This is a genomic window from Neobacillus niacini, from assembly GCF_030817595.1.
In the GTDB taxonomy this organism is placed as follows: Bacteria; Bacillota; Bacilli; order Bacillales; family Cytobacillaceae; genus Neobacillus; species Neobacillus niacini_G.
In genome coordinates, this window is sequence record NZ_JAUSZN010000001.1 from 4,091,845 (window position 1) to 4,117,670 (window position 25,826).

A 25,826-nucleotide genomic window follows, 5' to 3' on the forward strand; every position below is an offset into this window, starting at 1 on the left:
TTTGACTTTATCGAAGTTCTTACCCTAATCTCATTGATCGTAGTCACCCTTCACAGAATCTTTTCTGATAACCATACCAGGAACTCGATTTTTCTAATCCCGGTTTTTCATCAATCTAATTATGTAATCCTCTCCCCTAAATTTATAAGTTAAAACTTACAAAGGGGAGGAATAAATGATGTGGATTCGTTTTGTGATGATTGGTATTTTTTCATTAACTGCAGCTGGTATGCTAACCTTTCAAGGCATAGAAATTTACCATGCTTTCATGGATTTCTTTAAACAAAAATAAACTGAGATGGTCCCGTGGGTTTTAGCCATAATCCCGCGGGATTTCCAATTTATTCGGCGAGAATCGAGAATAACTCCACTAACTCTTAGAGTTTTTCCGCGGGCTACGATAATTCAGCGAACTTTCTTTTTTTCATACAAAAAAGACACCCTTTAATAATGGGTGCCTTAAACTATCTATTCTGCCTTCATTTCAGCCACTTTCTCTTTTACTTCTTCAATATTCCTCATCTTGTTATCCCAGCATTTTTGGCTAAGGTCGACCGGATATTCCTCAGGATTCATTGTACGTTTATACTCATCCCAGAGAGCAGCAAGATTTTGTTTTACATATTCACGCGATTCTTCCAGGCATGGCATCTCATAGACAAGCTTTCCATTTGAAAAAATAACTTCATGAAGCTCTTTTGCCGAAAAATTTGTCACGATCTTATTCATATAGGTATGCGTTGGGTGGAACATTCTCAAGCGCTTCTCCGGCAATTTTTCATCCTCGAGCGCAATGTAGTCCCCTTCAGCATGGTTATTCTTATTATTGATAATACGGTAAATTTTCTTAATCCCCGGAGTCGTTACTTTTACCGGATTGGAAGAGATTTTAATCGTATCCTCCATTTTGCCGTTCTCGTCTTCGATGGAAACAATTTTATAAACAGCTCCTAGTGCTGCCTGCTCGTAAGCGGTAATAAGCTTCGTTCCTATTCCCCAGCTGTCAATTTTGGCACCCTGTGCTTTCAAATTGAGAATGGTGTATTCATCGAGATCACTTGAAGCAAATATTTTTGCATCCTTAAACCCGGCCTCATCGAGCATTTTACGTGCTTCCTTTGAAAGATAGGCAAGGTCACCGCTGTCTAAACGGATTCCTATGAAATTAATAGTATCGCCCATCTCCTTGGCGACTTTAATCGCATTTGGAACACCCAAACGAAGGGTATCATATGTATCAACCAAAAAGACACAATCCTTATGTGACTCAGCATATTTTTTAAATGCGATATATTCGTCTTTATAAGCTTGAACCATCGAATGAGCATGTGTACCAGAAACAGGAATTTGAAATAATTTACCTGCTCGAACATTACTTGTTCCATCAAAACCGGCTAGGTATGCAGCTCTGGTCCCCCAAATAGCCGCGTCCATTTCTTGCGCTCGGCGAGTACCGAACTCCATTGCAATTTCACTTCCAAGCACCTGCTTAATACGAGAAGCCTTTGTCGCAATTAAGGTTTGATAATTAATGATGTTCAATAGTGCCGTTTCAATCAACTGAGCTTCACATAGCGGGGCATCTACGCTTAAAATTGGCTCATTTCCAAATACAAGCTCGCCTTCTTTCATACAGCGAATGGTACCTGTAAAGCGCAAGTCCCTTAAGTATTCTAAAAAATCATCCTGATAGCCTACTTCATTTTTTAAATACTCCAGATCGTCTTCTGAAAAGCGGAAGCCCTGGATAAACTGAATGACTTTTTCCAAACCAGCGAATACCGCATATCCATTCCCAAAAGGGAGCTTTCGGAAAAACAGTTCGAACACTGCGCGTTTATTATATTTGCCGTCTCTCCAATACGTTTCTACCATATTGATCTGATATAGATCAGTATGCAGTGCTAAGCTATCATCCTGATAAATGTTTTTCATCCTAACCCTCCGAACAACTACTTTTTCAACATATTAAATAATTTTACCATTATAAAAACTATTTAACCAGCGCTCCAAGTGATTGTTCAAAGTGCCCTAATGCCCATTCATGTCCCTTTTGATTAAAGGAAGCAACTGCTTCTTTATAAACCACGATTAAAACCACGATTGTAGTGTCTACAGCTGTGTGAAGAACCCACAGGGGTGAATATTAAAAAAGGTAAACACAATAAAAATTGTGCTTACCTTTTTGAGGTACAAAAACTCTTATTTAATTGGATTTGCTGCGTTTCTAAAGGTTTCATATACCAAGCGTGGTTCTTCGTTGTCGAATCGCATTAATCCCATGGTAGAAATTCCGTTTATCTGTTGGTTATAGCCTAACCTTTGTTTATAATCTTTTAACACCCAGAACGTATATCCGGCCATATAGTCTAGACGGTTGGAATCTGTTACCTGGTTCCAGTGATTTAGGAATTTAGCAGATTGCCATTCTTCGGTCCCGGACGTTGTAGGTTCTCCATGTTTGAGTTCCTCTTCTGCATAGGCCCACGTTCCATTTTCCGTAATTAGTATCGGTTTATTAGGATGGTTTCTATGAACTGCATCTAGAGTTGTCCCTAGGTCCTCATCCTTCATATAGAAATAACCGAAATATTCATTTAAACCGATGACATCTGCCAAGTCGTAGGCTGGGTCCCAACTGCTTCCAGAAGCCCATGTGACAGGACGGTTTTGGATATCCACACTTTTGACAGCACTCTTCATATCTGAAAGCCAGTCACGGTAAACTTGCTGATCATCCCAAATTTGAGACTCATTTTGTAATGACCACATGATTACAGAAGGGCGGTTAATTTGATTCCAAGCCATACTTAATACTAGTGACCTTGAAAGACCGTATGAGTTTGTTTGTAACGCCTCTTGCTTCGTATCAAGCCACATATTATCAACATCATCCAATACCATTAATCCATGCTTATCAGCAAAATCATATACATATGGGTGACGGTTGTAGTGACTGTTACGAATAAAGTTTGCATTTACATTCAGAACATGATTCAACTCTGTATCATACTCATCAATTGTCATAGATTTGCCGTTTGCAGCTGTTTCCTCATGCCAGTTAAGACCTTTTAAAAATACCTGTTCTCCATTTAAGGTTAATTTACTACCCTCTGTAGCAATTGTTCGCATACCATAAGTTGTTGAAAGGCTGTCATCAACAGAGCCAATTCCATTCTGTGAAACTTGACCTTCACCTTTTCCCTTATAAAGAGTTGCGGTTACTTCATATAGAGTAGGGGATTCCGGTGTCCAATAGCTTGCACTCTTAATATCAAAATCCATTGAGACCACTTTTACTTCGCCTGGATTTAATTCTATCTCCTGTGACTTAGGCTTTCCACCAGTTTGTTCACCTGGATCTACAACTAGTTGACGATCTACTTTTTTGTCTCCATGATTGTATACAACCACTTTTGTTGTTAAAGTATGATCACCAGTTGCAGTAAGGATTTTACTAACATTGACATTTGATGTTGCTTCCAAATAGACGCTTCGTGTAATTCCTGCATATCGCCAGTAGTCTACAGGTTTGTATGGCAGTTCCACGTCATTTGTAACAGGCTTCGCATCCGGACTTGTATAAGAATCAAAGTCTGCTCTGCGATGTACTCGAACCGCAATCACATTATCTTTCCCAGGTTGTAAATACTCACTAACATTAAGCGCAAAAGGGGTATTTCCACCTTCATGTTCGCCTACAAAATGACCATTCACATAAACCCATGCACGATAGTTAACGCCGAGAAAATTAAGTTTTACGAATTGATTTTTCCAACTGGCATCAGGTGAAAAATGTGTCCTGAACCAGGCATCACCATCGTAAAATGCCGTTCCTTCACCAAAATTCGAACCATCGTATGTACCAAACCCAGGTGTATCATAAAGATCCCAGCTGCCTGGCACCTTTTCTTGCTGCCAATTTGAATCATCATAATCTTTTTGGTACCATTTTTCAGTCATCCCTTGGCTATTGGGGTCCATAGCAAATTTCCATTTCCCATCAAGTGATAAGTAGTTTCTACTCGGCTCTTCTTGTGTCCAAGTATCAAACGATGGGACTGGTTCACCATATTGGTATAAAACATTTGTTCCATCAATGGATTTTACTTGCGTGTTCATTGGCTCACGGTCTGCTACTGGTGTATTAGTAATGGCAGAAGCTCCTCCAGTAATAAGGGTAGAACTGAGAAGAAGAATGCCTATCCCGAGTTTAGTAAATTTTCGAAGCATAATAAACCTCCTGTCTTATTGTAAATTTTTTCAAAAACTCTTAGAGTGAATTGTTCGAAAAACATTTGATCCTTCTTCTACAATGAAATCGGTTTCATAAAAATAAATACAAAATGAAGAAAACAAAACAAATTGGCATACATTTATTTAGCTCTTGGCATACACCTCCTTAAATATGTTGTGAGTAACTTAACTGCTCAGACACCAGCTAAAGTTCTAGGGTAGTATTTTTTGCTTTTTTATGAAACGGGTTTCATTTTAAAGAAAACAGAATATTTAGTAATTACCATTAAATAGTAACAAGCCTAGGTTTAATATGTAAGTAACTTATGTACTAGCTGATTATAGACAAAAAGTAGGATTTTAAAAATCAGGATTACTTACATCGAGTGTGTAAAAAGTAGAATATGCCTTTTAAAAAAAGAAAAGCCCATTCCTCATCGGAACGGACTTTTTTTAGCTATATCTCTGACCCGGTATCCAATCTGTTGGTTTATCCAGTGGTCTTATGTCATCGAGTGGGACAAATACCTCTAAATGCCTGTACAAGTTGGCGAACTCTGCGGGCAGCAAGCCACCGAATTCACCATCAAGATTCAATTGTACCTTTTCATTAGAATGTACTTTGATCCGGCTCGCTTTTGCATAAATGACATTAGGATCATTTACATGCTCACCGCGGATGGCCAATGTTGCAACTCGAATAAACTCTGCCAAATTAATTTTTTTCAAGATAAGCAATGAAAATAGACCATCATTAATCGATGAATCTGGAGCAATCTTTTCAAATCCTCCGATAGAATTGGTCAGTCCTACAAGGAATAACATCGCTTCCCCTTCAAAAAGCTTGCCATCATACTCAATAGTTATATCTGAAGCTTTAATGGAAGGAAGCATTTCCATCCCTTTTAAATAGTAAGCAAGTTGCCCAAGCATCGTCTTAAGTTTACTTGGAACCTCGTATGTAAGCTCCGTGATTCTGCCGCCACCAGCGATATTAATAAAATAACGGTCATTAATTCGGCCAATATCCACCGGAATCAGTTCACCTTTGGTGATAATATCGACCGCTGCACCAATATCTCTGGGTATATGGAGAGCTCTTGCAAAATCATTCGTTGTGCCCGCTGGAATAATTCCTAATTTTGGCCGGAACTCCTGCTCAGCAAGTCCGTTGACGACTTCATTTATGGTACCGTCACCTCCAGCAGCAATAACAACATCATATTGTCGTTCGACGGCTATCCGAGCGGCTGCTGTTGCATCACCCGCACCCGTCGTCGCATGGCAAGAGGCCTCATACCCGGCAATCTCGAGTTTCTCTAGTATTTCTGCCAGATGGCGCTTAAGGATTTCCCGCCCTGAAGTAGGATTATATATTAATCGTGCTCGTTTCATATTCATCATCCTATTTTTTATAATCAATAAATGGCATCTGTCGGACCTTTTCTATATTCTACCAATTTAGCCCTTGGCTTACAATTATTAACCCAAGCAACAAATATTAGTCTGTCCATAACTCTGCCGACTACTATCATACCCTTTTTTTATTTTTTTGCAAAAAAATAAGATGTGAACTAATTCGAATTTAAACTAACATAAGGAGTATTGGTGATAGTAATATCATACGTGCCCTCACCTGATTGGTATACAGCGTCTTTTTCTACTCCTTCAACATCCGGGTTCACTTTTTCAGTTATCTTCCATGCTCCATCCTTACCATTTGCTTCAGTTATTCCAAGTGCTGCAATATTCAAATTGCCATCTTCAACAACCTTTATATTTAGTGAAGAGGCACCATTTATACTCCAGTTATTCTCAAGATTCCTTGTGTTTAACGTAATCTCATTTCCGTTTCCAATTACCTCAAGTTTGACACCTTTTGAGATAAGAATGGTTGAGGCAACTTCTTGATGACTATAAAACGGTCCCACTTCATTCGGAAGTGTCTTTACATTTATAAATAGAGTATCCCCCTTTTTGTTTGCATGCACATATTCATCCGCAGTTGTTAGGAGCTTTTTCTTTTTCGTTGTCTGTGTTCGGTACGTTCCAAACATTGACACTTCTTTTTCATCCGTTGCTTCAATAGTTGTTTGGTAACCTACGGTTCTTAAGACAACACGTTTTATGCTGTCATCCAACTGGTGAGAAAAGTCAGGCAGTTCAAAAGACATCTCTTCCCTTGCAACCACTTCCTCCACTTTTCCCATAACTCCTGTTGCACTAAGGGTCGCAAACAGTATCCCTACCATACCTAGCAATCCAACAAAGAGGATACTGACAAAGTCATATTTTAAAAGGGGCTTCTCTTGCCTCGAGAAAAATAAGTAGAGGAGAATTTCAATCCCAAGAACGATTAACAAAATTGGCCACCAAGCCGACATCACATGAACTAGATCCAATCCTAAAAAGCGTGAGAGGAAAAGGAAGAGGCCAAGTAAAACGAGTGAGGCCCCCATCGAAAACGTACCAACACGCCAAGTTCTCATACCTGTTCCTCCTTTCCTTTTCTAAAAATGATCCCAATTCCTGCACCGATTAAGAGTACTCCTGCTAGTGTGTTTTTCCACCGTTTCATGATCTCTTTTCCTCCCTTTTATGCTTGCTGCCTGATAAAAGCTTAATGCCGCCGCCAATTAGCAGCACACAAACAATCCCCGTTTGAAAATAACTTTGTACCCAGTACATTAAATCGATTTGAATGATATTTGAAAGCATCGGGGCAAACACAGGAATGACCACATTCATAAATAGGTAATAAACCCCCAGCACGACTAGACCAATTCCAACCCACTTTTGATGATTAATTAAGTAAGAAATAATCGGAACATCCTCAATCTCTTCCTCACCGTATCTGGAAACCTTTTGCGTTGCGTCAAAAAAGCTATAAAACCAGATTATCGGTATTAAGAACAAGAAAATACCAAGACGTAAAATATCTAATATATAGATTGAAAACAGGAAGGCCGCCATTAACTGAATACCGCGTTTTTGTAAACCGAGATAAAGGTGCCCTGCACCCGGGAAAATTGAAAGAAAGGTGGCAATAGATTTGCTCTTTTTTCCATCTTCTCTACGTGTTTCAAAGTCTTCGAAAATGGTTCGGTCTATCAGTTCCTCGCCACTTTGTTTCTTGTTTAATTGCTGAACGGAATCAAAAAAACCATACACCCAGATGATTGGCAAACCTGCTAAGAAAACAAGAAACTCTGAACGGCTGCTAAGAGCCGTTATGAAAATCACCATAACACCAAGGCCTAAAAATGCTGCTAACAAGGTGAGTCCTCGGTTCATCAGTCCCAGCTGAAAGTGACCTAATCCAGGGACAAACGATAGCACAATTGTATAAAATCGCTCTGAGTCTTGTGTAGCCTGTGCGGAAGGGACATCAGGATTAGCTGCTGCCAATGCCCTCTTCTGTTTCGAAATTTTTAGGCCCAGATCAATAAAACTAACTAAATAAATGAAGATACCCACCATAAAGCATAGTACAGCTACTTCATTATTGTTGGTAGCTAGCCCAATGACGGTAATGAATGCTAAACCGACCACAGACATTAAATAAAACACACCCCGAACCATGTTGCCGTAATACATATGACCGAGGCCTGGGAAAAGCGATAGGGTTAACGCTTTGGTTGAACTTTTCATTTCTTATTTGCCTCCTTTTTTTCTAGTGAGTCCATCCATGCAAATGTTTTGTCAATAACGCCTTCTGTCACTGTAAGCTTTTTCTCCTTACTATGTTGATGAGCCTCTACAGCACTTGCGTATGTGGCAAGTGATTGAAACACCCCTGAAAAAGTAAGCAATAGTGTTGCAGCAGCTGCAATTAAATAGTGGAAAGATGCCTGTTGGAAGAATGGCTTTTTCGTTTTTACCGGCTGTTTCAAGGCCGGCTGTATCTCTGTGAACTCTTTTTGTTTAGACATCTCAGTCATCACCAGGTCCGTAAATTCGGTCTCATTTGAAAGAAATGGAAGTGATGATTCATGTTCTGAGACAGCTTGTAAATAATCCTCTAGACATTGGTCGCATGTATATAAATGACTTTCAAATTCCTCTCGGGTCTTGACGCTAATTTCGCCTTTCACATAGCTCAACCACTCATCATAACTGTAATGCTTCATGAAAAATCTCCCTCCTTCCAATTCTTTTTCATCCAAACCCGTGCCCTGTATAGCTTTGTTTCAATTGTTTTCACCTGTACATTTTGTTCATCCGCCATCTGCTGATAACTTTTTTCCGCTATATAGAAACCATAGATGACATCTCGATAATTCTCGGGAAGCTCATCAAGTCTTTTTCTTACTAACCTTACCCTTTCCTTAACAATCAGTTCTTTCTCAACACCATCCTTTGGAGTGCCAAGTGCCTCTTGCTCCAAAGCCTCCATCACTTCTTCTTTTCTTCGTGCTTGCTTTCTCTTTATATCGATGGCATGATTAACGGCTATTCTGGTCATCCAAGTCTTAAAGCCTTGATTTTCATATTGGGAGAGAGAGGAATATATTTTCATAAATACTTCCTGAGCGGCATCTTCTGCTTCCTTTTGATCACGAAGAACAGCAAAGACGGTCCGGAACACATCATTGCGGTACTTTTCAACCAAAAGGCGAAAGGCATGGTCACTGCCATCCATTACATTTTGTATTAATACTGAATCACTAATCGCTCTCTCCCCCTTTCTATCTGACCTTTACCTTAATAGACGAGATGATATTTACAAACCCCTACAGTTTTAAAAAAAATTTTTTCTTCAGATAAAATAGTAGCATAAAATAGTCAGTTACTGGATTTATGTGCCGATATATAGACTACGTGCCAAATTTCATGTTCACATGCGAAATCCCCGATTTACGTGCCAAATGAAGGGTCCATGCTTCACATATGCCTCATGCTCATCGGTTAAGGACGAATCCTCCTAGAGGCTCATGTGATTTGTCCTTAAGACCCCCTATTAGAGACGAATCTTTCTAGTGCCTCGTGCGATTTGTCCTTAAGACCCCCTATTAAAGACGAATTTTTCTAGTGACTCGTGTGATTTGTCCCTAAGACCCCCTATTAAAGACGAATCTTTCTAGTGACTCGTGTGATTTGTCCCTAAGACCCCCTATTAAAGACGAATCTTTCTAGTGGCCCGTGTGATTTGTCCTCGAGACCCTCGATTCGAGAGCACCAATCATGTGAAAACAGCATTAAAAATCAAAAGACGTGCTGTAGACCCGCACGTCTTAAGAATAACTATTCTTGAAGCCTTAATATACAAACATTACATTCATGTGGAATTGCAAAGGAATCCTGGTCAGATAAAGTATAGGTTAAATCCTGGAGTGCTTTTTCCCTTTCGCCCGCCTCTAACCCTGCTAGCCAGGAGATGGATTCCACCCTTTCTACCCAAGTCTCCTTTGTAAAGGCAACGTTATAGTTAAGGCTATAAAAATCACTTAACTTGAATCCATTGGTCTGCCATTCATCGAACCATTCAGCAGGAAGGCCGTTAATCCTCTGGCTGGATTCAGACTTTGTCCCTGCTGGTTTAAGTCCACCACTCACATATTTTGATAAAACCTCATATGTCTTTTCAACCACTGATGGTCCTGCAAGAAACCCAGAATCTATAACTATTAGTGTCCCTTTTGCTTTTAATATCCGCTTTATTTCTGCAATTGCCTTTTCACGGTCAAACCAGTGCCAGGCACGCATAACTGTTACCATATCAAACTGAGAATCATCTAAACCAGTATTCTCAGAACTACCATGCAGATAAGGAATGTTATAATTTTTTGACTTATTTAACTCCACTGCATATTGAAGCATTTCTTTTGATGGATCTACCCCAGTAACATATGCTTTCCTCATAGCGATTTTTCTTGTTAAGGCTCCTGTCCCACAACCAATATCCGCAACCTTTTTCCCATCAAGAAAAATACCTCGGACATAAAGACTATCCATTAAACTCACGGGAATATCTTCTCTTGTTTTCGCATAACTTTTAGCAACTTGACCAAAATCTATCTGTTCCATTCTAGTCGCCCCTTTAATATTTCCTATTTAAGGAATTATTAAAATAATACCATTGAAGTATGGTAAAATGCTATTGTTATAGAAGATATTCTGATAAAGGAATGATGATATGCTTTGGCTGCTGCTCCTTTCCTCCTATTTGATTGGAAGCATTCCGACTGCGCTAATTGTGGGCAAGCTAATTTACGGTATTGATATTCGTGACCATGGCAGTAAAAATCCTGGTGCCACCAACACATTAAGGGTACTTGGCAAAGGATCTGCTATTATCGTAGTACTTGTTGATATAGGTAAAGGTGCATTCGCTGCTTACCTGCCTTTATACTTCAATCTTGATGTTGAACCACTTTACTTCGGTCTGTTGGCAGTAATAGGACATTGTTTTCCTATATTTGCTGGTTTTCGCGGGGGTAAAGCCATTGCCACCACTGCTGGAACATTAGCAGTAGCAAGCTTTCCATTGCTTTTAGTTAGTTATGTTACATTCTTTTTGGTGATTTTTTTAACCAAGTACGTATTTTTAGGCTCCGTCTCAGTTGGTGTTAGCCTGATGATTTATTCATTTATCACCACTGAAATTGATTTTGAACTTATTTTTATATTTTTTACTTTATTTTTAATTTATCTTCACCGCTCGAATATCCGCAACCTCATCCTGGGAATTGAACCGAAAATAAATGACAAAAATTTAATTAATGACCGAATACCTCCAAAAAATGGCAACTTAAAAATGTAAAAGAATCCCCGGCCAGTGGCCAGGGATTCTTTAATTTTTACAGAAAGGCGGTCATAATACTGTTTGCAACAGTTTGCCAAATCGATGAGTCAGTCTGATAAGATTGACCGAGACGTTTATATAAAGCCATTTGCTTCTCTTGGAAGTTCGGGGCGTCCTTATCGGGCAATTCTGCACGGCCTTTTTCTACAAGCGCTTGCATTTCAGGGGCACGTGGTCCCCAAACTCCCACTTCATTTCCTTCTTGATCTATGAAAATAAAAATAGGAATCGCTCTTGAGGTGCCATTCGTTAAATATTGGTCCATTAGTTCAAGGTTCTGGTCCCGCAGAACAAAACGAACCTCCATTCCAGCAGCTTCAGCCAATCTAAGCAACACTGGATTGTTAAGCATGGCGTCACCGCACCAATCCTCTGTCAGAACAATAGCACGTAGTTTTTTTGACTGGACTGCTTCAAGTTTCTTTTTATTACCCTTAGTTAACTCAAAGCGATCATAAATAGAAGTCATTTCTTCCCTATTCCGAGTCATTGAGCCTATGTACTCATCTTTCGTTAAACCCTTTTGAAACCAAGCATTTAATTCCAAACTAAACACTCCCTTCTATATTCTTTTATCATAGACCTTTCATTTCTGCGTTACAAATAAAAGGAATTATATCTTTTGTACTGGTATTCCAAGTGCACTTTAACCTATTTTAGGAAAGTAAAAAAATACTAGTGGATATAGTTATAACCAGTTGATAGAATATTTTATATATAAAAAATATTATTGTAATTATTTTTTACCATAATAAAGGGGGAAAAAGTATGTCCAATGAAACACTACAGCTTATTTCGATTGGAATTTACCTTGCGATGATGCTTTTTATCGGTTGGTATTCTTATCGTAAAACAAGTAATCTAACAGACTATATGCTTGGAGGGAGGTCACTAGGACCAGCTGTCACAGCATTAAGCGCTGGAGCTGCCGATATGAGCGGCTGGCTACTGATGGGACTGCCAGGAGGAATCTATGTAACTGGTTTAGCAGACGCATGGATTGCGATTGGTTTAACCATTGGAGCATACCTGAATTGGTTATTGGTCGCACCTCGACTTCGTTCCTATACTCAGGTGGCAAACGATTCTATAACCATTCCAAGTTACCTAGAAAATCGTTTTAAAGACAACACCAAACTCTTGCGGATTGTATCCGGTATCGTTATTCTGATTTTCTTTACGTTCTATGTTTCTTCAGGTTTAGTATCGGGAGCAGTCTTTTTTGAAAGTTCATTTGGAACAAGCTACCTTACAGGACTTTTAATTGTTGGTGGTGTTACCATCGCCTATACATTATTTGGCGGATTTCTTGCTGTTAGTTACACCGACTTTATTCAAGGATTAATGATGCTGATTGCCCTTCTTCTAGTTCCGGCGATTGGAATTTTTAGTGTAGGGGGGCCTGCAGAAACGTTTGATACGATTCGTGCTATTGACCCAACATACCTTGATTTCTTTAAAGGAACAACGACTTTAGGGATTATTTCTGCAATGGCTTGGGGACTTGGTTATTTTGGCCAGCCGCATATCATTGTGCGTTTCATGGCCATTACAACGATAAAAGAAACAAAAAGTGCCCGCCGCATTGGAATGGGCTGGATGATATTCTCGCTGCTAGGTACCATCTTTACTGGATTCATTGGAATTGCTTACTTCCATAATAATCCTCAACATGTATTAGAGAATCCAGAGGCAGTATTTATTGAACTAAGTCAGATCCTATTCCATCCCTTATTTGCTGGTTTTGCTTTAGCAGCCATTCTTGCAGCGATCATGAGCACCATTTCATCACAATTAATCGTTACATCAAGTGCACTAGTGGAAGACTTATACAAAGTAGTTATGAACAAAAAGGCCACAGACAAACACCTTGTTTTCTTAGGAAGAATGGCTGTTCTTTTAGTAGCAGTTGTTGCTGCCATCCTGGCTCTTGATCAAAACAGCACTATTCTGGACCTGGTTGCTTATGCATGGGCAGGCTTCGGTGCCGCATTCGGTCCAACCATCTTACTAAGCTTATTCTGGAAGAAGATGACTAACTGGGGCGCTCTTTTTGGTATGATTGTAGGAGCTGTTACCGTTATCGTTTGGAAAAACATTGGACTCGGAGAAACACTTTACGAAATCGTACCTGGCTTTGTTTTCAACTTAATTGTTGCTTATATCGTCAGCTTAATCACCTATAAGAAAAATGAGGTCATTGAAAAAGAATTTGCTGAAAGTGTCAGCTTATTAAAAAAGTAATAGAACTTTTCTGAAATGCCTGGATAGCAAAATCCAGGTATTTTTTTATCTATCATTCTGACAATTTCTCCTTTTTCCTTGTTAATCAAACGTTTGATTAGTTTTAATTTAACACTTACTATTAAAGGTTTTCACCTTGAAAAACGGTTGAATTATGTCATTTAATTAATCATTTGATTAAATAGCGGGGAAATGCCTAAACGAAGGGCTTTCTACTCAAATTGTAGTAAACATATTGTCGATTTAACAGCCCAATTCTTATAGATTATCATTTTAGCTGACGAGTTAGGACCCATTCGACATTGTTCCCCAGCGTCACTATTAATCAAACGTTTGATTAAAATAGGCTTAGACCCTAATTATTAAAAGCTTTCTTTAAAAAAATCGATGAATGATGTCGACTAATCAAACGTTTAATTAGTTTGCCTCAATCCCCACGTTGAATGAGTTTCCTGGGAAATCTTTAGAAATTATTTGTCGAGATTTTTTCGACAAAAAAAACTGGCAGAATGCTATCTGCCAGCCTGGGATTTATCGTTTGCTTAATTCCTGATTCAATAATTGATTTACTACTTGTGGGTTTGCTTGTCCCTTTGTTGCCTTCATTAGCTGCCCAACGAGGAAACCAACTGCCTTATTTTTACCATTTTTGAAATCTTCAACGGATTGTGGATTTGCATCGAGAACTTCAGAAATGATTTTCAACAGTGTTCCTTCATCTGAAATTTGTACGAGGCCTTTTTCCTTTACAATTTTCTCAGCATCGCCGCCGTTTTCAATCAATTCTTTGAAAACAGTCTTTGCAATTTTGGAAGAAATCGTTCCGTTTTCGATGAGCTTAATCATACTAGCTAAGCCTTCAGGTGTTAAAGCGATTTGATGAAGTTCTTTCCCCTCAGCATTCAGGAAAGCCGATACATCTCCCATAATCCAATTGGAAGCTAATTTCGCCTCCGCACCTGCAGTTACTGTGCCTTCAAAGAAATCAGCCATTTCTTTCGTTACAGTTAAAACCTTGGCGTCATAGACAGGTAAACCTAGCTCTTCTACATAACGCTTTTGCCGCTGGTCTGGAAGCTCTGGTATTTCAGCAGCAATACGAGCTTTCCATTCCTCATCAATATAGATATCTAGTAAGTCTGGCTCCGGGAAGTAACGATAATCATCCGATCCTTCTTTTACCCGCATTAGTAAGGTAGCGCCTGTCGCCTCATCAAAGCGACGTGTTTCCTGATCGATTTTCCCGCCGTTAGAGACAACTTCACGCTGTCTTTTTTCTTCAAATTCCAACCCTTTTCGAACAAAATTGAACGAGTTTAAGTTCTTTAATTCTGTTTTCGTCCCGAACTCCTCTTGACCAACCGGACGAATGGAAATATTAGCATCACAGCGAAGAGAGCCTTCTTCCATCTTACAATCAGATACTCCAGTATATTGGATAATCGATTTTAATTTTTCAAGATAAGCATATGCTTCATCAGGTGTACGGATATCAGGTTCAGAAACGATTTCCACAAGCGGTGTTCCCTGGCGATTATAATCAACCAACGAATAGCCATTCCCGTGACTCAGCTTCCCTGCATCCTCTTCTAAGTGGATCCTTGTGATTCCAATTCGTTTTGTATAGCCATTTACTTCAATTTCAATCCAGCCATGCTCCCCGATTGGCTTATCAAATTGCGAGATCTGATACGCCTTCGGATTATCTGGATAAAAATAGTTCTTACGGTCAAATTTCGTATGAGTGGCTACCTGGCAATTCAAAGCCATTGCTGCCTTCATTCCGTATTCAACTGCCTTTTTATTAAGGACCGGCAGCACACCGGGATAACCAAGGTCAATGACACTTGTATTTGTATTTGGCTCAGCCCCAAAATGGTTTGGGCTTGCCGAAAAGATTTTTGAATCCGTTTTTAACTCAACATGAACTTCTAGACCAATCACTGTTTCAAACTCCATCTTCTTCACCCCCTATAGTCCTGGTTTTTGTTTATGATAATCTGTTGCTTGTTCAAATGCATGTGCGACACGGTAAACGGTCTCTTCATCAAAATGCTTGCCGATGATTTGTAAACCTAACGGTAATCCGTTATCAAATCCACAAGGGACAGAGATACCTGGTACCCCTGCTAGATTAACGGGAATTGTCAAAATATCATTCACGTACATTGTTAATGGGTCATCGATGTTTTCACCGATTTTAAACGCAGGAGTTGGAGTCGTTGGACCAATAATTACATCATATTTTTCAAAAACATCTTCAAAGTCCTTCTTAATTAAGGTTCGGACTTGCTGTGCTTTTTTGTAATAGGCATCGTAATAACCTGAACTTAATGCAAAGGTACCAAGCATGATACGGCGTTTTACCTCATCACCAAAACCTTCCGCTCTTGATTTCTTATATAAATCAAGTAAATTATCAGCATTCGGTGTCCTATAGCCATAGCGGACGCCGTCAAAGCGGGCTAGATTTGCCGACGCTTCCGAAGAAGACAGCAAATAATAGGCTGCTAATGCATACTTAGAATGCGGCAAGGAAACCTCTTCCCAAACCGCTCCTTGTTTTTCAAGCACCTTTAAAGCATTCAGCACGGACTGGCGAACCGTTTCAGTAACACCCTCGCCTAGATACTCTTTAGGTACAGCAATTTTCAACCCTTTTACATCACCAGTTAATGCAGAGACGAAATTCGGTACATCAACATTGGCTGATGTAGAATCCATTGGATCTAATCCGGATATAGCTTGGAGGAGATAGGCATTATCTTCAACTGTTCTGGTAATAGGACCGATTTGATCAAGGGAAGAAGCAAATGCAACTAGCCCGAAGCGTGATACACGTCCGTAAGTCGGCTTTAACCCTACTACTCCGCAAAAAGCAGCTGGCTGCCGGATAGATCCCCCTGTATCGGAACCTAATGAAAACAGCACCTCACCTGCCGCAACCGAAGCAGCAGAACCGCCTGAAGAACCGCCTGGTACTCTATCAAGATCCCAGGGATTGCGCGTCTTTTGGTAGTGGGAATTTTCATTCGAAGATCCCATCGCAAACTCATCCATATTTAACTTTCCAATGGTTACTGTTTCTTGCTGCTGCAGCTTTTGAACTACGGTAGCATCGTAGATGGGATTAAAATTTTCAAGAATTTTACTAGCACAGGTTGTCCGAAGTCCTTTTGTGACAATATTGTCTTTAATGCCAATTGGCATTCCAAATAACAAGTTACTTGCAGAATTGGCGTTAAGCTTCTCATCCAATGAATATGCTGTTTGTCTAGCCTTCTCTTCGTCCAATGTTAGAAATGCTTGTACCTTGCCATCCACCTGAGCAATACGTTTATACGACTCATCAACGAGATCTGCCACTTTTAGTTCTTTTTTATGTAAAAGTTCATGTAGATCTGAAACTTTATAATCAAATAAGCTCACGTTTTCCTCCTTACTCCCCGATAATTGCAGGAACTTTAATTTGTCCATCCTGATGATCAGGTGCATTTTTTAATACTTCTTCACGTGGCAATCCCTTTTCCTTACTGTCCTCTCGGAATACATTTTTCATATCGAGTACATGATAAGTCGGTTCAACATTTGTCGTATCCAGTTCATTCAACTGTTCTGCAAATGTAATAATGGCGTCCAGTTGCTTTGTGAAGATTTCAGCTTCATCCTCTGATATTTCTAACCTCGCTAGGTTGGCTACATGCTTAACCTGTTCGTTTGAGATTCGTGTCATTTTTTTTCAATCCCCCAATCCCTTATGTCTTAGTTAATTTACTATTGATAATACCAAACTTTTCCGCATCACCGCAATGATTCCCTCATCAGTATTGGCATATTACGTTCTTTTTAGCTTGGTAGCCACAAAAAAAAAGGAGCATTTTGCTCCCTGCCTATGTATTCGTCTATTGTTGAGGAATAACCTCGCCATTACCATTTAAGGCTCTAACCTGCGGGTTGAGGCCTATTCCCACATAATAGCGTCTTCCATCTTTCTCTATAATCTTTGCTTTTTTATATTCCTCAGTACCCTGATTGGCTATTTCAATGTTCGTGATATTCTCACTATTGATTTCGCCAAACACAACGTAGATATCTTTAAGAACATTCCCTTTATCATCATATTTTGTATAGTTTTCATTGTAAATGGAATAGGTTTCGCTCTCTGCATGCTCCCAGCCATTTGGACCATCATTTTTCCATCCCTTTTTATCGTTCCCTTCAAAGAAGGAGACACCCAGTACTGGTTCTTTAATATGTCCTACTTCTTTTCCTTCAGCTTTCGTAGTGTATAAGACGATTGTTATTCCATCACTCTTTGTCTTATACAAAACTTCTTGAACTTCGAATGGAATTGTCTCCGCAATGGCTTTTTCAAGTGTTGGATATTTGCATCCCGTAAGAATAAGCATTAGAACAATCACTATTAAAAGAACTTTACATCTTCTCATAATTCTCTCCTCCTAGATTTGGCCAGATGTTAGTAATCTAGTAATCTCTAGTAAAAAGTAATAGGGAAAACTAATCCCCACTTTCTACCTGACCATTTCTCCTTTCGTTTCCATTATGAGTATTTCTGTCCCCCTTATATAAATAGATCTAAATAGTAGTCTCCTTATAAAATATAATATTCTAATTTCTGCTATAATTCCAGTTATACCCAAATATAGATCGAATTCCCTCCGTCGATTATCCTATTAAAAAATATAAAGCAGTCCATTTGACTGCTTTGTTGTTTGCCTATCATCGTTTAAATAATTTCGCAAAAAGTCCTTTGCTTTTTGGGGGTTCAGGCTGGCTGATTTCTTTTTGAGTGATATAAATCTCTTCCTTATCGATTGCATGGTCCATCGCCAGCAATAGGCCGATATCAGTGTCGCGTTCCTTATTGGTTACAATTTTATGCTCAATCTTGTGTTTGGCAGCCAGCTTTACATATTTGGATAGAGCTGTGTATTCGATATTTCCATTCAATAAGAGATTGGCCTGAGGATTTTTTTTCATTTCCCTCTCCACTTGAGGGTAAATCGTTGCTTCCGTCACTTGATTTTTCTTAAGAGCAAGAATAATACGTTCTCGTAAGGTTCCTAAAAATTGCCGTCTTTCATCCGGCTTCGTTTCCAAAGGACCGTGAATTCCCTGTTGAAGGACTTCCTCCACACTCTGCTTTTTCAAATAGATCAACTCCAATAAAAGGGCTATTATTATGTATGATAATACCCTAAAAAGTGTTCATTTCCAAAAAAGCTTGTTTGTTGTGGTTATCCGAGAGTGTTTCTTGCTATCCGCAAGTATTTTCCGCCATCCGCAAGTATTTTCCGCCATCCGCAAGTATTTTCTGCTATCCGCAAGTATTCTCCGCCATCCGCAAGTATTTTCTGCCATCCGCAAGTATTTTCTGCTATCCGCAAGTATTCTCCGCCATCCGCAAGTATTTTCTGCTATCCGCAAGTATTCTCCGCCATCCGCAAGTACACTGCCTAAAAAACAAGAAGCCCCCTCTCCAATCGGAGAAAGGGGTTCATACCATTCTATTATTTTGTAAACTGTTCTTCCTCTGTTGATCCTTTTAACGCGGTTGTGGAGGATGTTCCGCCTGTAATCACCATGGACACTTGGTCAAAGTAGCCTGTTCCTACTTCACGCTGGTGTCTTGTTGCGGTGTAGCCGTATTGCTCGCTGTCGAACTCAGCTTGCTGCAATTCAGAGTATGCCGCCATACCGCGCTCTTTGTAGCCGCGTGCTAGTTCAAACATACTGTGATTCAGGGCATGGAAGCCAGCAAGGGTAACGAATTGGAATTTGTAGCCCATTTTTCCAAGCTCTTGCTGGAATTTGGCAATGGTATCTTGATCGAGTTTCTTCTTCCAGTTGAAGGAAGGCGAGCAGTTATAAGCAAGCATTTTTCCAGGGAACTTCTCATGAATCGCTTCAGCAAAACGTCTTGCCTCTTCAATGTTTGGCTCAGATGTTTCACACCAGATTAAATCTGCATATGGTGCATATGCTAAGCCGCGGGCAATCGCCTGATCAAGTCCTGCCTTAGTACGGAAAAAGCCTTCTGCAGTGCGCTCACCTGTAATGAACGGTGCGTCGTTCATATCAATATCACTTGTAATTAAATCAGCAGCATTTGCGTCAGTACGGGCAACTAATACAGTTGGAACTCCCATTACATCAGCAGCTAAACGAGCCGCAATTAGGTTACGAACCGCTGTTTGTGTTGGCAGTAAGACTTTACCTCCCAAATGACCACACTTTTTCTCAGAAGAAAGCTGATCCTCAAAGTGGACACCTGCTGCTCCTGCTTCAATCATACCCTTCATTAACTCGAAACAGTTTAACTGACCGCCGAAGCCTGCCTCTGCATCCGCAACAATCGGAACAAACCAGTCGATAGAATTATCGCCTTCTGAATGGGTGATTTGGTCAGCACGTTGTAGTGCTTGATTAATTCGTTTTACTACACTCGGTACGCTGTTTGCTGGATATAAGCTTTGGTCTGGATACATATGTCCAGATAGGTTGGCATCCGCTGCAACCTGCCATCCGCTTAGGTAAATGGCTTTTAATCCTGCTTTAACCTGCTGAACTGCTTGATTTCCTGTTAGTGCGCCTAAAGCATTAATGTATTCTTCTTCATTCATTTGCTTCCAAAGCTTTTCTGCTCCACGTCTAGCCAATGTATGCTCGATATCAAGCGATCCACGAAGCTTGATAACATCCTCAGCACTATATGGTCTAGTAATGCCATTCCATCGTTTATCCATTTCCCAGCTTTCTTGTAATGCCTTCGCTCTTGAATTTGTCATTTTAAATTCCTCCTATTAATCTATTAAAATTTTTCATAAAAGCGTATATCCAGGTAATGTTAAAAACTCTACAAATACATCATTTATAATCAAGCTGTCAAACAGCTCAACTGCTTCCGTAAAACGTCCAGTTTTATAGGCTTTATCGCCAATTTCCTGCTTTATTTTTTCTAATTCTTCAGCCTTATAGTGCTCATACATTTCAAACGTTACTTTTCTTCCATCCGCTAACACACCCTTCGGATGACGGATCCACTGCCAAACTTGAGCCCTTGAGATTTCAGCAGTTGCTGCGTCCTCCATTAAGTTGTGAATGGGTGCAGCTCCTCTTCCCGATAACCAGGAAGCAATATATTGAATCCCGACATTAATATTAGTGCGGACCCCTTCTTCGGTAATCTTACCGCTAGGTGACTCAAGTAAATCACTGGCAGTTATCGTAATCTTTTGCTGTTTGGTTGTATGAATCTGGTTGGCTACTGGCATTTCTCTATCAAATACTTCAAGCGCTACTGGCACCAAACCGGGGTGTGCTACCCATGTACCATCATGACCATCCCGTACTTCTCGCTCTTTATCAGCTCGAACCTTCGCAAATGCTTCCTCGTTTGCCTGCGTATTGTCACGAATAGGTATTTGCGCTGCCATCCCTCCAATTGCCGGAGCCTTCCTGCGATGACAAGTTTGAATGGTAAGCAATGAATAGGAACGCATAAATGGTACAGTCATTGTTACCTGGGATCGATCCGGCAGAATGATACTTTCATGGTTACGAAGCTTTTTTAAGTAACTAAAAATATAATCCCATCTGCCGCAGTTCAATCCTGCTGAGTGCTCTTTCAATTCGAATAAAATTTCATTCATTTCAAATGCCGCCATTATCGTTTCAATTAAGACTGTCGCTTTAATGGTTCCTTGAGCAATTCCAAGCCTGTTTTGCGAAAAAATAAAAACATCATTCCACAGCCGTGCTTCTAAATGGCTTTCTAGCTTTGGCAGGTAAAAATATGGACCTGTTCGTCTTGCCAGAAGATGTTTTACATTGTGGAAAAAGTACATTCCAAAATCAAAAAAGCTCCCAGAAATAGGCTTGCCACTAAGCAGCACATGTTTCTCTTCTAAATGAAGTCCGCGCGGTCTTACAAACAGGACGGCCGTTTCTTCATTTAGCACATATCTTTTTCCATTTTGATTTTCATAGGAAATCGTCCGATTTACTGCGTCCCTTAAGTTGATTTGTCCTTCGACGATATTTTCCCAGGTGGGTGAAGTAGCATCTTCACAATCTGCCATAAAAACTTTTGCACCCGAATTTAGAGCGTTGATGACCATCTTTCTATCGGTGGGTCCGGTAATCTCTACACGGCGATCGTGAAGGTCTTTTGGTAATGGCGCAATCGTCCAGTCGCCATTACGAATTTGCTTTGTTTCGGGTAGGAAATCCGGAAGAGATCCATTATTGATTTCCTCTTGGCGTTTTTGCCTGTACTGTAACAGTTCAATTCGCCTTGCTCCAAATTTTTGTTCCAGCTCCTCAATAAACTTCAGCGCCTCGGGTGTTAAAATCTCATCGTAGTGTGCTTTAAGAGCTCCATCTACTTCAATACCTGTTGTTTGCGTTGACATGGACTAATTCACCTCTTTGTTATAATACAGTGTATTACTATGTGTTGTATTATATAACACGATATTTAAAAAAGGAACTATTTTTCAGAAAATTTTATAAAAATAGGTAAAATAATACATAATACCTATATTTTTAAAAAGACTGTGTTAAATTTGACTGCTGATTCTCCACTCCATTATAGAAAGCTTCTTTAAATAATCACCGTAGTTACAGGCGGTCTCTGCCTGTCACATGGCACTTTGCGGACCCTAGAGCGCGAATGGGAGCCTTGGATTATTGGCACTATCCCGGCCTGATTGTTACGATAATTGGAGGAAGCCTTGGATTATCGGCACCATCCTGCCCTAATTGTTACGATAATTGGGGGAGCCTTGGATTATTGGCACAATCCTGGCCTAATTGTTACGATAATTAGGGAAACAAAGTTTTATCGGCACAATCCCGGTCAGGTTGTTACCGTACGTAATTTGGTGACCTTGGATATTCGGGGATCTTCGTGCCTTCCGCTCCATCCAATCAATAGGTGCAAATCAACAATTTCCTTTCATACAGCCTAAAAAAAAGAGACTGTTGAAGTTATCAACAGCCTCTTCTTATTACATTAATCCTTCATATCGCTCTTTAGCTAGGATATACATAGCACTTCCCCATCCCAATGGGGTATTAGTGTTGTACTTTTCCGATTGGGCAAAATACAATTCGGGTAAGCTGCCATCAGGAAGCATTACATTTTCGGTTTGAGCTATATACTGTTTAGCCTTTTTGACATTACCTAATTCTAAATGGCATAATGCCAGCCATGGCAATCCAAATGTCCACTCTGCCTCAGTACCATAATAAAAAGATAAATCGTGATGCCTTCCTTCATGTTCAATCGTTGAATAATAGGAATCTCCCTTGTAGCGGATTACCCCTCGTTCCCGTAAAAGGTTCGTTTCAATTCGGTCGACAACCACTTTTGCTTCTTCGCCTGCCAATACCCGGTACGGATAGATTAAACTTAATTGAGCTAAGTCAAATGGGCGCTGGTTACTTTCATGTGGGAAGATATTTGATAGAGTTTCAAAGCCATTCGTAATCCATTCACCGGGAACAAATACGATGTCTCTTACTGCTTGAAGACCAGCAACACATGCCCCCACTGAGCTTGAATGGACCTCTTTCCATTCCTCCCACATCCCATTATCCTCGTCCTCCCAATATCGAACACACCCTAAATAGCCAACAAGCTTTTGAACAATTTCATGATCCTTTGCATCTCGAATAATCCTTTTACCCCTCTGTTGACCCATTCCAATCCCCCATAGTATCGCTCCAATGGCATCATGCTGTGCATGTCCCCATGGGGTATCCATTTCCCTTACTTCGGAAGCAGAATACCTCGAATGAAGGTATTCCCATTGCTCTCTCGGTCTTTGAACGGTATGAATATCCAGTTTCCATTCGTATTCTCTAAATAAGTCCAAAATTCGATGATAGGTCAATTCATAAATTTGATTATTTTGCTTTAAATAAGGCAGTGACATATAAAAAGAATCCCGTAACCAAACATACTGATAATCCTGGGACGAAGAAGCTAAATACAAACCATGCGGCAAACGTAACTGATCTAGGATTTGATAGCTATTGCTTATTTTTTCGTTCATAATTCACCCTCGCAGCTTTTTTCTATCTTTCTAGCCATTTGGTGAACTTTTTATACAAAAAAAATGATGTATAAACTATCAAATATTTGCCCATGCTGATGCTATAGAAATAGATTAGGAGACTAGGGAAGGAAAAATCAAAATGGGGAGTGAGCATTCATGAGCGTAGATGAATTAAACAAGATTATTGCTGTAAAAAAGATGGACTTAGAGGAATGTGAGCATGAACTTAATAATCGATATTACCCTTCGATTGTAAGAATAGCGATGATGAATTACATTATAAATCTACAAGAACAATTAGAGGAGTACGATAACGACGTGATAAATTTGTAAAAAAATGACGTGTGGGGTTCACACGTCATTTCTTGTGTTTTGCAATAACCGTAAAAAGTCAGCTTCACGATTCTTACTATTCAAGAACTCTCGACCAGCAATTGCGGATAATATTTTTCCTTTTCTCGAGGCATCGTTCACTTCTTTCAAAACTCGCTGCCGGGCTGAAAATAAAAATTCTAGATACTCGTCAAATCCTTCATCAAATTGCTGTTCCAGCTGTTCCCTTATTTTCCTAGCCAAGGTTGGACTGGCTCCGCCTGTTGATACCGTAATACTCAATCGTCCCCGCTGAATATGTGAGGGTACATGAAAATCCGATCCTTCCGGGTCATCAGCAATGGTGACAAGCTGTTGGTCACTCGCCGCCATTTTTATAGACTGATTTAACTCATTGTCGTTCGTTGCGGCAAAAATTAAGAACGCATCCTCCACGTCTTCTTTTGAAAAGGATTTTTCATGCCACTCTATACTTCCGCTGCTAGCTAACTTTATAAGTTCATCTGTGGCATTGGGGCTAATCACAGTGATAAGTGAGCCCGTACCAAGCAGTCCGGTAACTTTCCGTTCTGCCACTTTGCCGCCGCCTACAACGACTATCTTTTTACCCTCTAGCCTTAACATAATCGGATAATTCGAATTCAAGCATACACCCCGCCTTTCCTAAACAATCGGACACTGGATTAAGTATTCAACCAACGCTTCCCTGGTTGGAGAAACCGGCATTCCAGCTGTTACTAGACCAACACGTTCAACTTGCTCTTTTGTATGCTGCCCCATGCAAACCACTTGGACATCTTTTAAAAGGTCGAAAACGTCGATACCGCATTTCTTTAAGCCTTCGATAAATACGCCCACCGATGCCCCGCTTGGAAATAGCATCGTATTCACTTCTGCTTCCTCAAGCATTCGTTGAAAAATTGGCAGGAATTGCTGGTCGAGCTCTTTTTTACTCGTGACTAAGAAATCAGCATGTTCAACCTCAAAGTTACGATCTTCTCCGACCACCAGCAAGCTTCCTTCTTGCGGCATGTCCTCGATGAGGCTAGCGATAAATCCACGTTCTTTTAAGGCATTAATAGATTTGCTAGAGCCGCCATAGAAATCAGCCTTTATTTTTCGAATATCGATGCCCTTTTCAATAACCGCCTGAAATAATTCTCCAATACTTTCAGGGGATGTGAACAATATTTTATCGTAATTTGTGACATTCCCTACCTCAACAGGTAAAATCGTCTTTTTCCATTTTGGAAATTCGATTACATCCGCACCCTGTTCCATTAATTCCTTTGCCAAACCGCTGGCACCTTCACTAGTACGGGCTAGGAGAATTTGTCTGCCGTATAATGGCATTTTTTCAAACCAAATAATTTTTTCACGAAGGGATATAACCTCTCCCACAAGGATGATCGACGGGTTGCTAAACTTAGCCTCTAGAACCTTTTTAGAGATATCACTTAAGGTCCCTTGAAGGGTTTTCTGGCGGCCAAATGTGCCCCAGTGAATTAAAATAACCGGAGTGCTTGAAGGCTTTCCGTGAGCGATCAGATTTTCACAGATAAACGGCAGATTCCCAACACCCATGTAAAAAGCAATGGTATCGACTCCGCGGACAAGACCTTCCCAATCAAGCATAGGTTTGCCATCAGTAGATTTATCATGCGCTGTAACGACAGCAAACGATTCAGCATGCTCACGGTGGGTAACAGGAATTCCTGCATAAAGGGGGGCTGCAATCCCCGATGAAATGCCAGGAACTATTTCAAATGGAATTTGATAGAGAGCAAGAGCAGCCGCTTCTTCACCAACGCGGCCAAAAACACCAGGATCTCCGCCTTTTAACCGAACCACCACTTTACCTTCCAGCGCCTTTTGTACTAAAAGGTCATTGATATTCTCTTGGCGTAATGTATGCCGCTCAGGTAATTTTCCGCAGTAAATCAGCTCGCAATCAGCTGGAGCAAATTCCAATAGCTTTGGATTGGCAAGCCGGTCATATAAAATGACTTCAGCCTGCTTAATTGCCTCCAAACCTTTTACCGTAATCAATCGAACGTCCCCTGGCCCTGCTCCTACTAAAAATACTTTTCCTGATTCCATCCTGCAGCCATCCTTCCAATCTC

At 40.2% G+C, this 25,826-nt stretch carries 24 protein-coding genes and 1 pseudogene; 4 read left to right on the forward strand and 21 right to left on the reverse strand.

Features of this window, described 5'->3' with window-relative positions:
• Nucleotides 1-468: 468 nt before the first annotated feature.
• From QFZ31_RS19365 to QFZ31_RS19410, 10 genes and pseudogenes are all read right to left on the reverse strand, one after another.
• Nucleotides 469-1,935: a nicotinate phosphoribosyltransferase gene (locus QFZ31_RS19365; RefSeq protein WP_307305949.1), complete on the reverse strand. Its 1,467-nt coding sequence runs from the start codon at nt 1,933-1,935 to the stop codon at nt 469-471.
• 58 nt (nt 1,936-1,993) lie between these two features.
• Nucleotides 1,994-2,131 (reverse strand): annotated as a pseudogene (locus QFZ31_RS19370) (isochorismatase family protein); the annotation flags it as partial.
• Between the two features lie 71 nt (nt 2,132-2,202).
• Complete coding sequence (locus QFZ31_RS19375; RefSeq protein ID WP_307305951.1) at nt 2,203-4,233, reverse strand: glycoside hydrolase family 2 protein; 2,031 nt, start codon at nt 4,231-4,233, stop codon at nt 2,203-2,205.
• A gap of 456 nt (nt 4,234-4,689) precedes the next feature.
• Complete coding sequence (locus QFZ31_RS19380; RefSeq protein WP_307305954.1) at nt 4,690-5,631, reverse strand: diacylglycerol kinase; 942 nt, start codon at nt 5,629-5,631, stop codon at nt 4,690-4,692.
• Between the two features lie 179 nt (nt 5,632-5,810).
• A complete protein-coding gene (locus QFZ31_RS19385) occupies nt 5,811-6,725 on the reverse strand; it encodes a LiaF transmembrane domain-containing protein (protein ID WP_307305957.1) in 915 nt (304 codons plus the stop codon).
• Nucleotides 6,722-6,814 (reverse strand): LPXTG cell wall anchor domain-containing protein, encoded by a 93-nt coding sequence (locus QFZ31_RS19390; protein ID WP_307305960.1) that lies wholly within the window; start codon nt 6,812-6,814, stop codon nt 6,722-6,724. The genes QFZ31_RS19385 and QFZ31_RS19390 overlap by 4 nt, the downstream gene beginning before the upstream one ends.
• The gene (locus QFZ31_RS19395) at nt 6,811-7,887 is read right to left on the reverse strand and encodes a hypothetical protein (protein WP_307305963.1); all 1,077 of its coding nucleotides are present in this window, start codon (nt 7,885-7,887) and stop codon (nt 6,811-6,813) included. Before QFZ31_RS19395 ends, QFZ31_RS19390 begins: the two co-directional genes overlap by 4 nt.
• Nucleotides 7,884-8,366: an anti-sigma factor family protein gene (locus QFZ31_RS19400; RefSeq protein WP_307305966.1), complete on the reverse strand. Its 483-nt coding sequence runs from the start codon at nt 8,364-8,366 to the stop codon at nt 7,884-7,886. Before QFZ31_RS19400 ends, QFZ31_RS19395 begins: the two co-directional genes overlap by 4 nt.
• Complete coding sequence (locus QFZ31_RS19405; protein WP_307305968.1) at nt 8,363-8,878, reverse strand: sigma-70 family RNA polymerase sigma factor; 516 nt, start codon at nt 8,876-8,878, stop codon at nt 8,363-8,365. The genes QFZ31_RS19400 and QFZ31_RS19405 overlap by 4 nt, the downstream gene beginning before the upstream one ends.
• Before the next feature lie 602 nt (nt 8,879-9,480).
• Nucleotides 9,481-10,263 (reverse strand): class I SAM-dependent methyltransferase, encoded by a 783-nt coding sequence (locus QFZ31_RS19410; protein ID WP_307305971.1) that lies wholly within the window; start codon nt 10,261-10,263, stop codon nt 9,481-9,483.
• Between the two features lie 109 nt (nt 10,264-10,372).
• Between QFZ31_RS19410 and plsY the strand changes: the two genes are divergently transcribed.
• A complete protein-coding gene (gene plsY / locus QFZ31_RS19415; protein WP_307305974.1) occupies nt 10,373-10,999 on the forward strand; it encodes a glycerol-3-phosphate 1-O-acyltransferase PlsY in 627 nt (208 codons plus the stop codon).
• Between the two features lie 37 nt (nt 11,000-11,036).
• Here plsY and QFZ31_RS19420 read toward each other — a convergent pair whose 3' ends face one another.
• Nucleotides 11,037-11,588 carry a thioredoxin family protein gene (locus tag QFZ31_RS19420; protein WP_373459866.1) on the reverse strand — a complete coding sequence of 184 codons (552 nt, stop codon included), beginning with the start codon at nt 11,586-11,588 and terminating at the stop codon, nt 11,037-11,039.
• 221 nt (nt 11,589-11,809) lie between these two features.
• Between QFZ31_RS19420 and putP the strand changes: the two genes are divergently transcribed.
• Complete coding sequence (gene putP, locus QFZ31_RS19425) at nt 11,810-13,285, forward strand: sodium/proline symporter PutP (protein WP_307305981.1); 1,476 nt, start codon at nt 11,810-11,812, stop codon at nt 13,283-13,285.
• Between the two features lie 531 nt (nt 13,286-13,816).
• Here the strand turns inward: putP and gatB are convergent.
• From gatB to QFZ31_RS19450, 5 genes are all read right to left on the reverse strand, one after another.
• Nucleotides 13,817-15,244 (reverse strand): Asp-tRNA(Asn)/Glu-tRNA(Gln) amidotransferase subunit GatB, encoded by a 1,428-nt coding sequence (gene gatB, locus QFZ31_RS19430; RefSeq protein WP_307305983.1) that lies wholly within the window; start codon nt 15,242-15,244, stop codon nt 13,817-13,819.
• Between the two features lie 12 nt (nt 15,245-15,256).
• The gene (gene gatA / locus QFZ31_RS19435) at nt 15,257-16,714 is read right to left on the reverse strand and encodes an Asp-tRNA(Asn)/Glu-tRNA(Gln) amidotransferase subunit GatA (RefSeq protein ID WP_307305986.1); all 1,458 of its coding nucleotides are present in this window, start codon (nt 16,712-16,714) and stop codon (nt 15,257-15,259) included.
• 10 nt (nt 16,715-16,724) lie between these two features.
• A complete protein-coding gene (gene gatC / locus QFZ31_RS19440) occupies nt 16,725-17,018 on the reverse strand; it encodes an Asp-tRNA(Asn)/Glu-tRNA(Gln) amidotransferase subunit GatC (protein ID WP_306075153.1) in 294 nt (97 codons plus the stop codon).
• A 169-nt stretch (nt 17,019-17,187) separates the two neighbouring features.
• The gene (locus tag QFZ31_RS19445; RefSeq protein ID WP_307305995.1) at nt 17,188-17,733 is read right to left on the reverse strand and encodes a hypothetical protein; all 546 of its coding nucleotides are present in this window, start codon (nt 17,731-17,733) and stop codon (nt 17,188-17,190) included.
• 292 nt (nt 17,734-18,025) lie between these two features.
• A complete protein-coding gene (locus QFZ31_RS19450; RefSeq protein WP_307305997.1) occupies nt 18,026-18,457 on the reverse strand; it encodes a YueI family protein in 432 nt (143 codons plus the stop codon).
• 31 nt (nt 18,458-18,488) lie between these two features.
• Between QFZ31_RS19450 and QFZ31_RS19455 the strand changes: the two genes are divergently transcribed.
• Nucleotides 18,489-18,827 (forward strand): hypothetical protein, encoded by a 339-nt coding sequence (locus QFZ31_RS19455; protein ID WP_307305999.1) that lies wholly within the window; start codon nt 18,489-18,491, stop codon nt 18,825-18,827.
• On the opposite strand, the gene aceA is transcribed toward QFZ31_RS19455, so the two are convergent.
• The 3 genes from aceA to QFZ31_RS19470 form a co-directional block, all read right to left on the reverse strand.
• Nucleotides 18,817-20,094, reverse strand: coding sequence for an isocitrate lyase (gene aceA, locus QFZ31_RS19460; RefSeq protein ID WP_306075149.1), 1,278 nt, complete (start codon nt 20,092-20,094; stop codon nt 18,817-18,819). The two genes, QFZ31_RS19455 and aceA, sit on opposite strands and share 11 nt — an antisense overlap.
• A 33-nt stretch (nt 20,095-20,127) precedes the next feature.
• Nucleotides 20,128-21,720 carry a malate synthase A gene (gene aceB, locus QFZ31_RS19465; RefSeq protein WP_307306002.1) on the reverse strand — a complete coding sequence of 531 codons (1,593 nt, stop codon included), beginning with the start codon at nt 21,718-21,720 and terminating at the stop codon, nt 20,128-20,130.
• A 597-nt stretch (nt 21,721-22,317) separates the two neighbouring features.
• Nucleotides 22,318-23,367, reverse strand: coding sequence for a glycoside hydrolase family 15 protein (locus tag QFZ31_RS19470; RefSeq protein ID WP_307306005.1), 1,050 nt, complete (start codon nt 23,365-23,367; stop codon nt 22,318-22,320).
• Between the two features lie 159 nt (nt 23,368-23,526).
• Here QFZ31_RS19470 and QFZ31_RS19475 point away from each other — a divergent pair, with 159 nt between their 5' ends.
• Complete coding sequence (locus QFZ31_RS19475) at nt 23,527-23,703, forward strand: hypothetical protein (RefSeq protein WP_179603088.1); 177 nt, start codon at nt 23,527-23,529, stop codon at nt 23,701-23,703.
• An 18-nt stretch (nt 23,704-23,721) separates the two neighbouring features.
• On the opposite strand, the gene QFZ31_RS19480 is transcribed toward QFZ31_RS19475, so the two are convergent.
• A complete protein-coding gene (locus QFZ31_RS19480) occupies nt 23,722-24,348 on the reverse strand; it encodes an NAD(P)-binding protein (RefSeq protein ID WP_307306009.1) in 627 nt (208 codons plus the stop codon).
• Nucleotides 24,349-24,366: 18 nt separating this feature from the next.
• Complete coding sequence (gene cobA / locus QFZ31_RS19485) at nt 24,367-25,803, reverse strand: uroporphyrinogen-III C-methyltransferase (protein ID WP_307306012.1); 1,437 nt, start codon at nt 25,801-25,803, stop codon at nt 24,367-24,369.
• Nucleotides 25,804-25,826: the final 23 nt, after the last annotated feature.

Coding starts and splice junctions, on each gene's coding strand:
- QFZ31_RS19365 (WP_307305949.1), bottom strand. CDS start 1,935: ATGAAAAACATTTATCAGGATGATAGCTTAGCACTGCATACTGATCTA.
- QFZ31_RS19375 (WP_307305951.1), bottom strand. CDS start 4,233: ATGCTTCGAAAATTTACTAAACTCGGGATAGGCATTCTTCTTCTCAGT.
- QFZ31_RS19380 (WP_307305954.1), bottom strand. CDS start 5,631: ATGAAACGAGCACGATTAATATATAATCCTACTTCAGGGCGGGAAATC.
- QFZ31_RS19385 (WP_307305957.1), bottom strand. CDS start 6,725: ATGAGAACTTGGCGTGTTGGTACGTTTTCGATGGGGGCCTCACTCGTT.
- QFZ31_RS19390 (WP_307305960.1), bottom strand. CDS start 6,814: ATGAAACGGTGGAAAAACACACTAGCAGGAGTACTCTTAATCGGTGCA.
- QFZ31_RS19395 (WP_307305963.1), bottom strand. CDS start 7,887: ATGAAAAGTTCAACCAAAGCGTTAACCCTATCGCTTTTCCCAGGCCTC.
- QFZ31_RS19400 (WP_307305966.1), bottom strand. CDS start 8,366: ATGAAGCATTACAGTTATGATGAGTGGTTGAGCTATGTGAAAGGCGAA.
- QFZ31_RS19405 (WP_307305968.1), bottom strand. CDS start 8,878: ATGGATGGCAGTGACCATGCCTTTCGCCTTTTGGTTGAAAAGTACCGC.
- QFZ31_RS19410 (WP_307305971.1), bottom strand. CDS start 10,263: ATGGAACAGATAGATTTTGGTCAAGTTGCTAAAAGTTATGCGAAAACA.
- plsY (WP_307305974.1), top strand. CDS start 10,373: ATGCTTTGGCTGCTGCTCCTTTCCTCCTATTTGATTGGAAGCATTCCG.
- putP (WP_307305981.1), top strand. CDS start 11,810: ATGTCCAATGAAACACTACAGCTTATTTCGATTGGAATTTACCTTGCG.
- gatB (WP_307305983.1), bottom strand. CDS start 15,244: ATGGAGTTTGAAACAGTGATTGGTCTAGAAGTTCATGTTGAGTTAAAA.
- gatC (WP_306075153.1), bottom strand. CDS start 17,018: ATGACACGAATCTCAAACGAACAGGTTAAGCATGTAGCCAACCTAGCG.
- QFZ31_RS19445 (WP_307305995.1), bottom strand. CDS start 17,733: ATGAGAAGATGTAAAGTTCTTTTAATAGTGATTGTTCTAATGCTTATT.
- QFZ31_RS19455 (WP_307305999.1), top strand. CDS start 18,489: ATGTATGATAATACCCTAAAAAGTGTTCATTTCCAAAAAAGCTTGTTT.
- aceA (WP_306075149.1), bottom strand. CDS start 20,094: ATGACAAATTCAAGAGCGAAGGCATTACAAGAAAGCTGGGAAATGGAT.
- aceB (WP_307306002.1), bottom strand. CDS start 21,720: ATGTCAACGCAAACAACAGGTATTGAAGTAGATGGAGCTCTTAAAGCA.
- QFZ31_RS19470 (WP_307306005.1), bottom strand. CDS start 23,367: ATGAACGAAAAAATAAGCAATAGCTATCAAATCCTAGATCAGTTACGT.
- QFZ31_RS19475 (WP_179603088.1), top strand. CDS start 23,527: ATGAGCGTAGATGAATTAAACAAGATTATTGCTGTAAAAAAGATGGAC.
- cobA (WP_307306012.1), bottom strand. CDS start 25,803: ATGGAATCAGGAAAAGTATTTTTAGTAGGAGCAGGGCCAGGGGACGTT.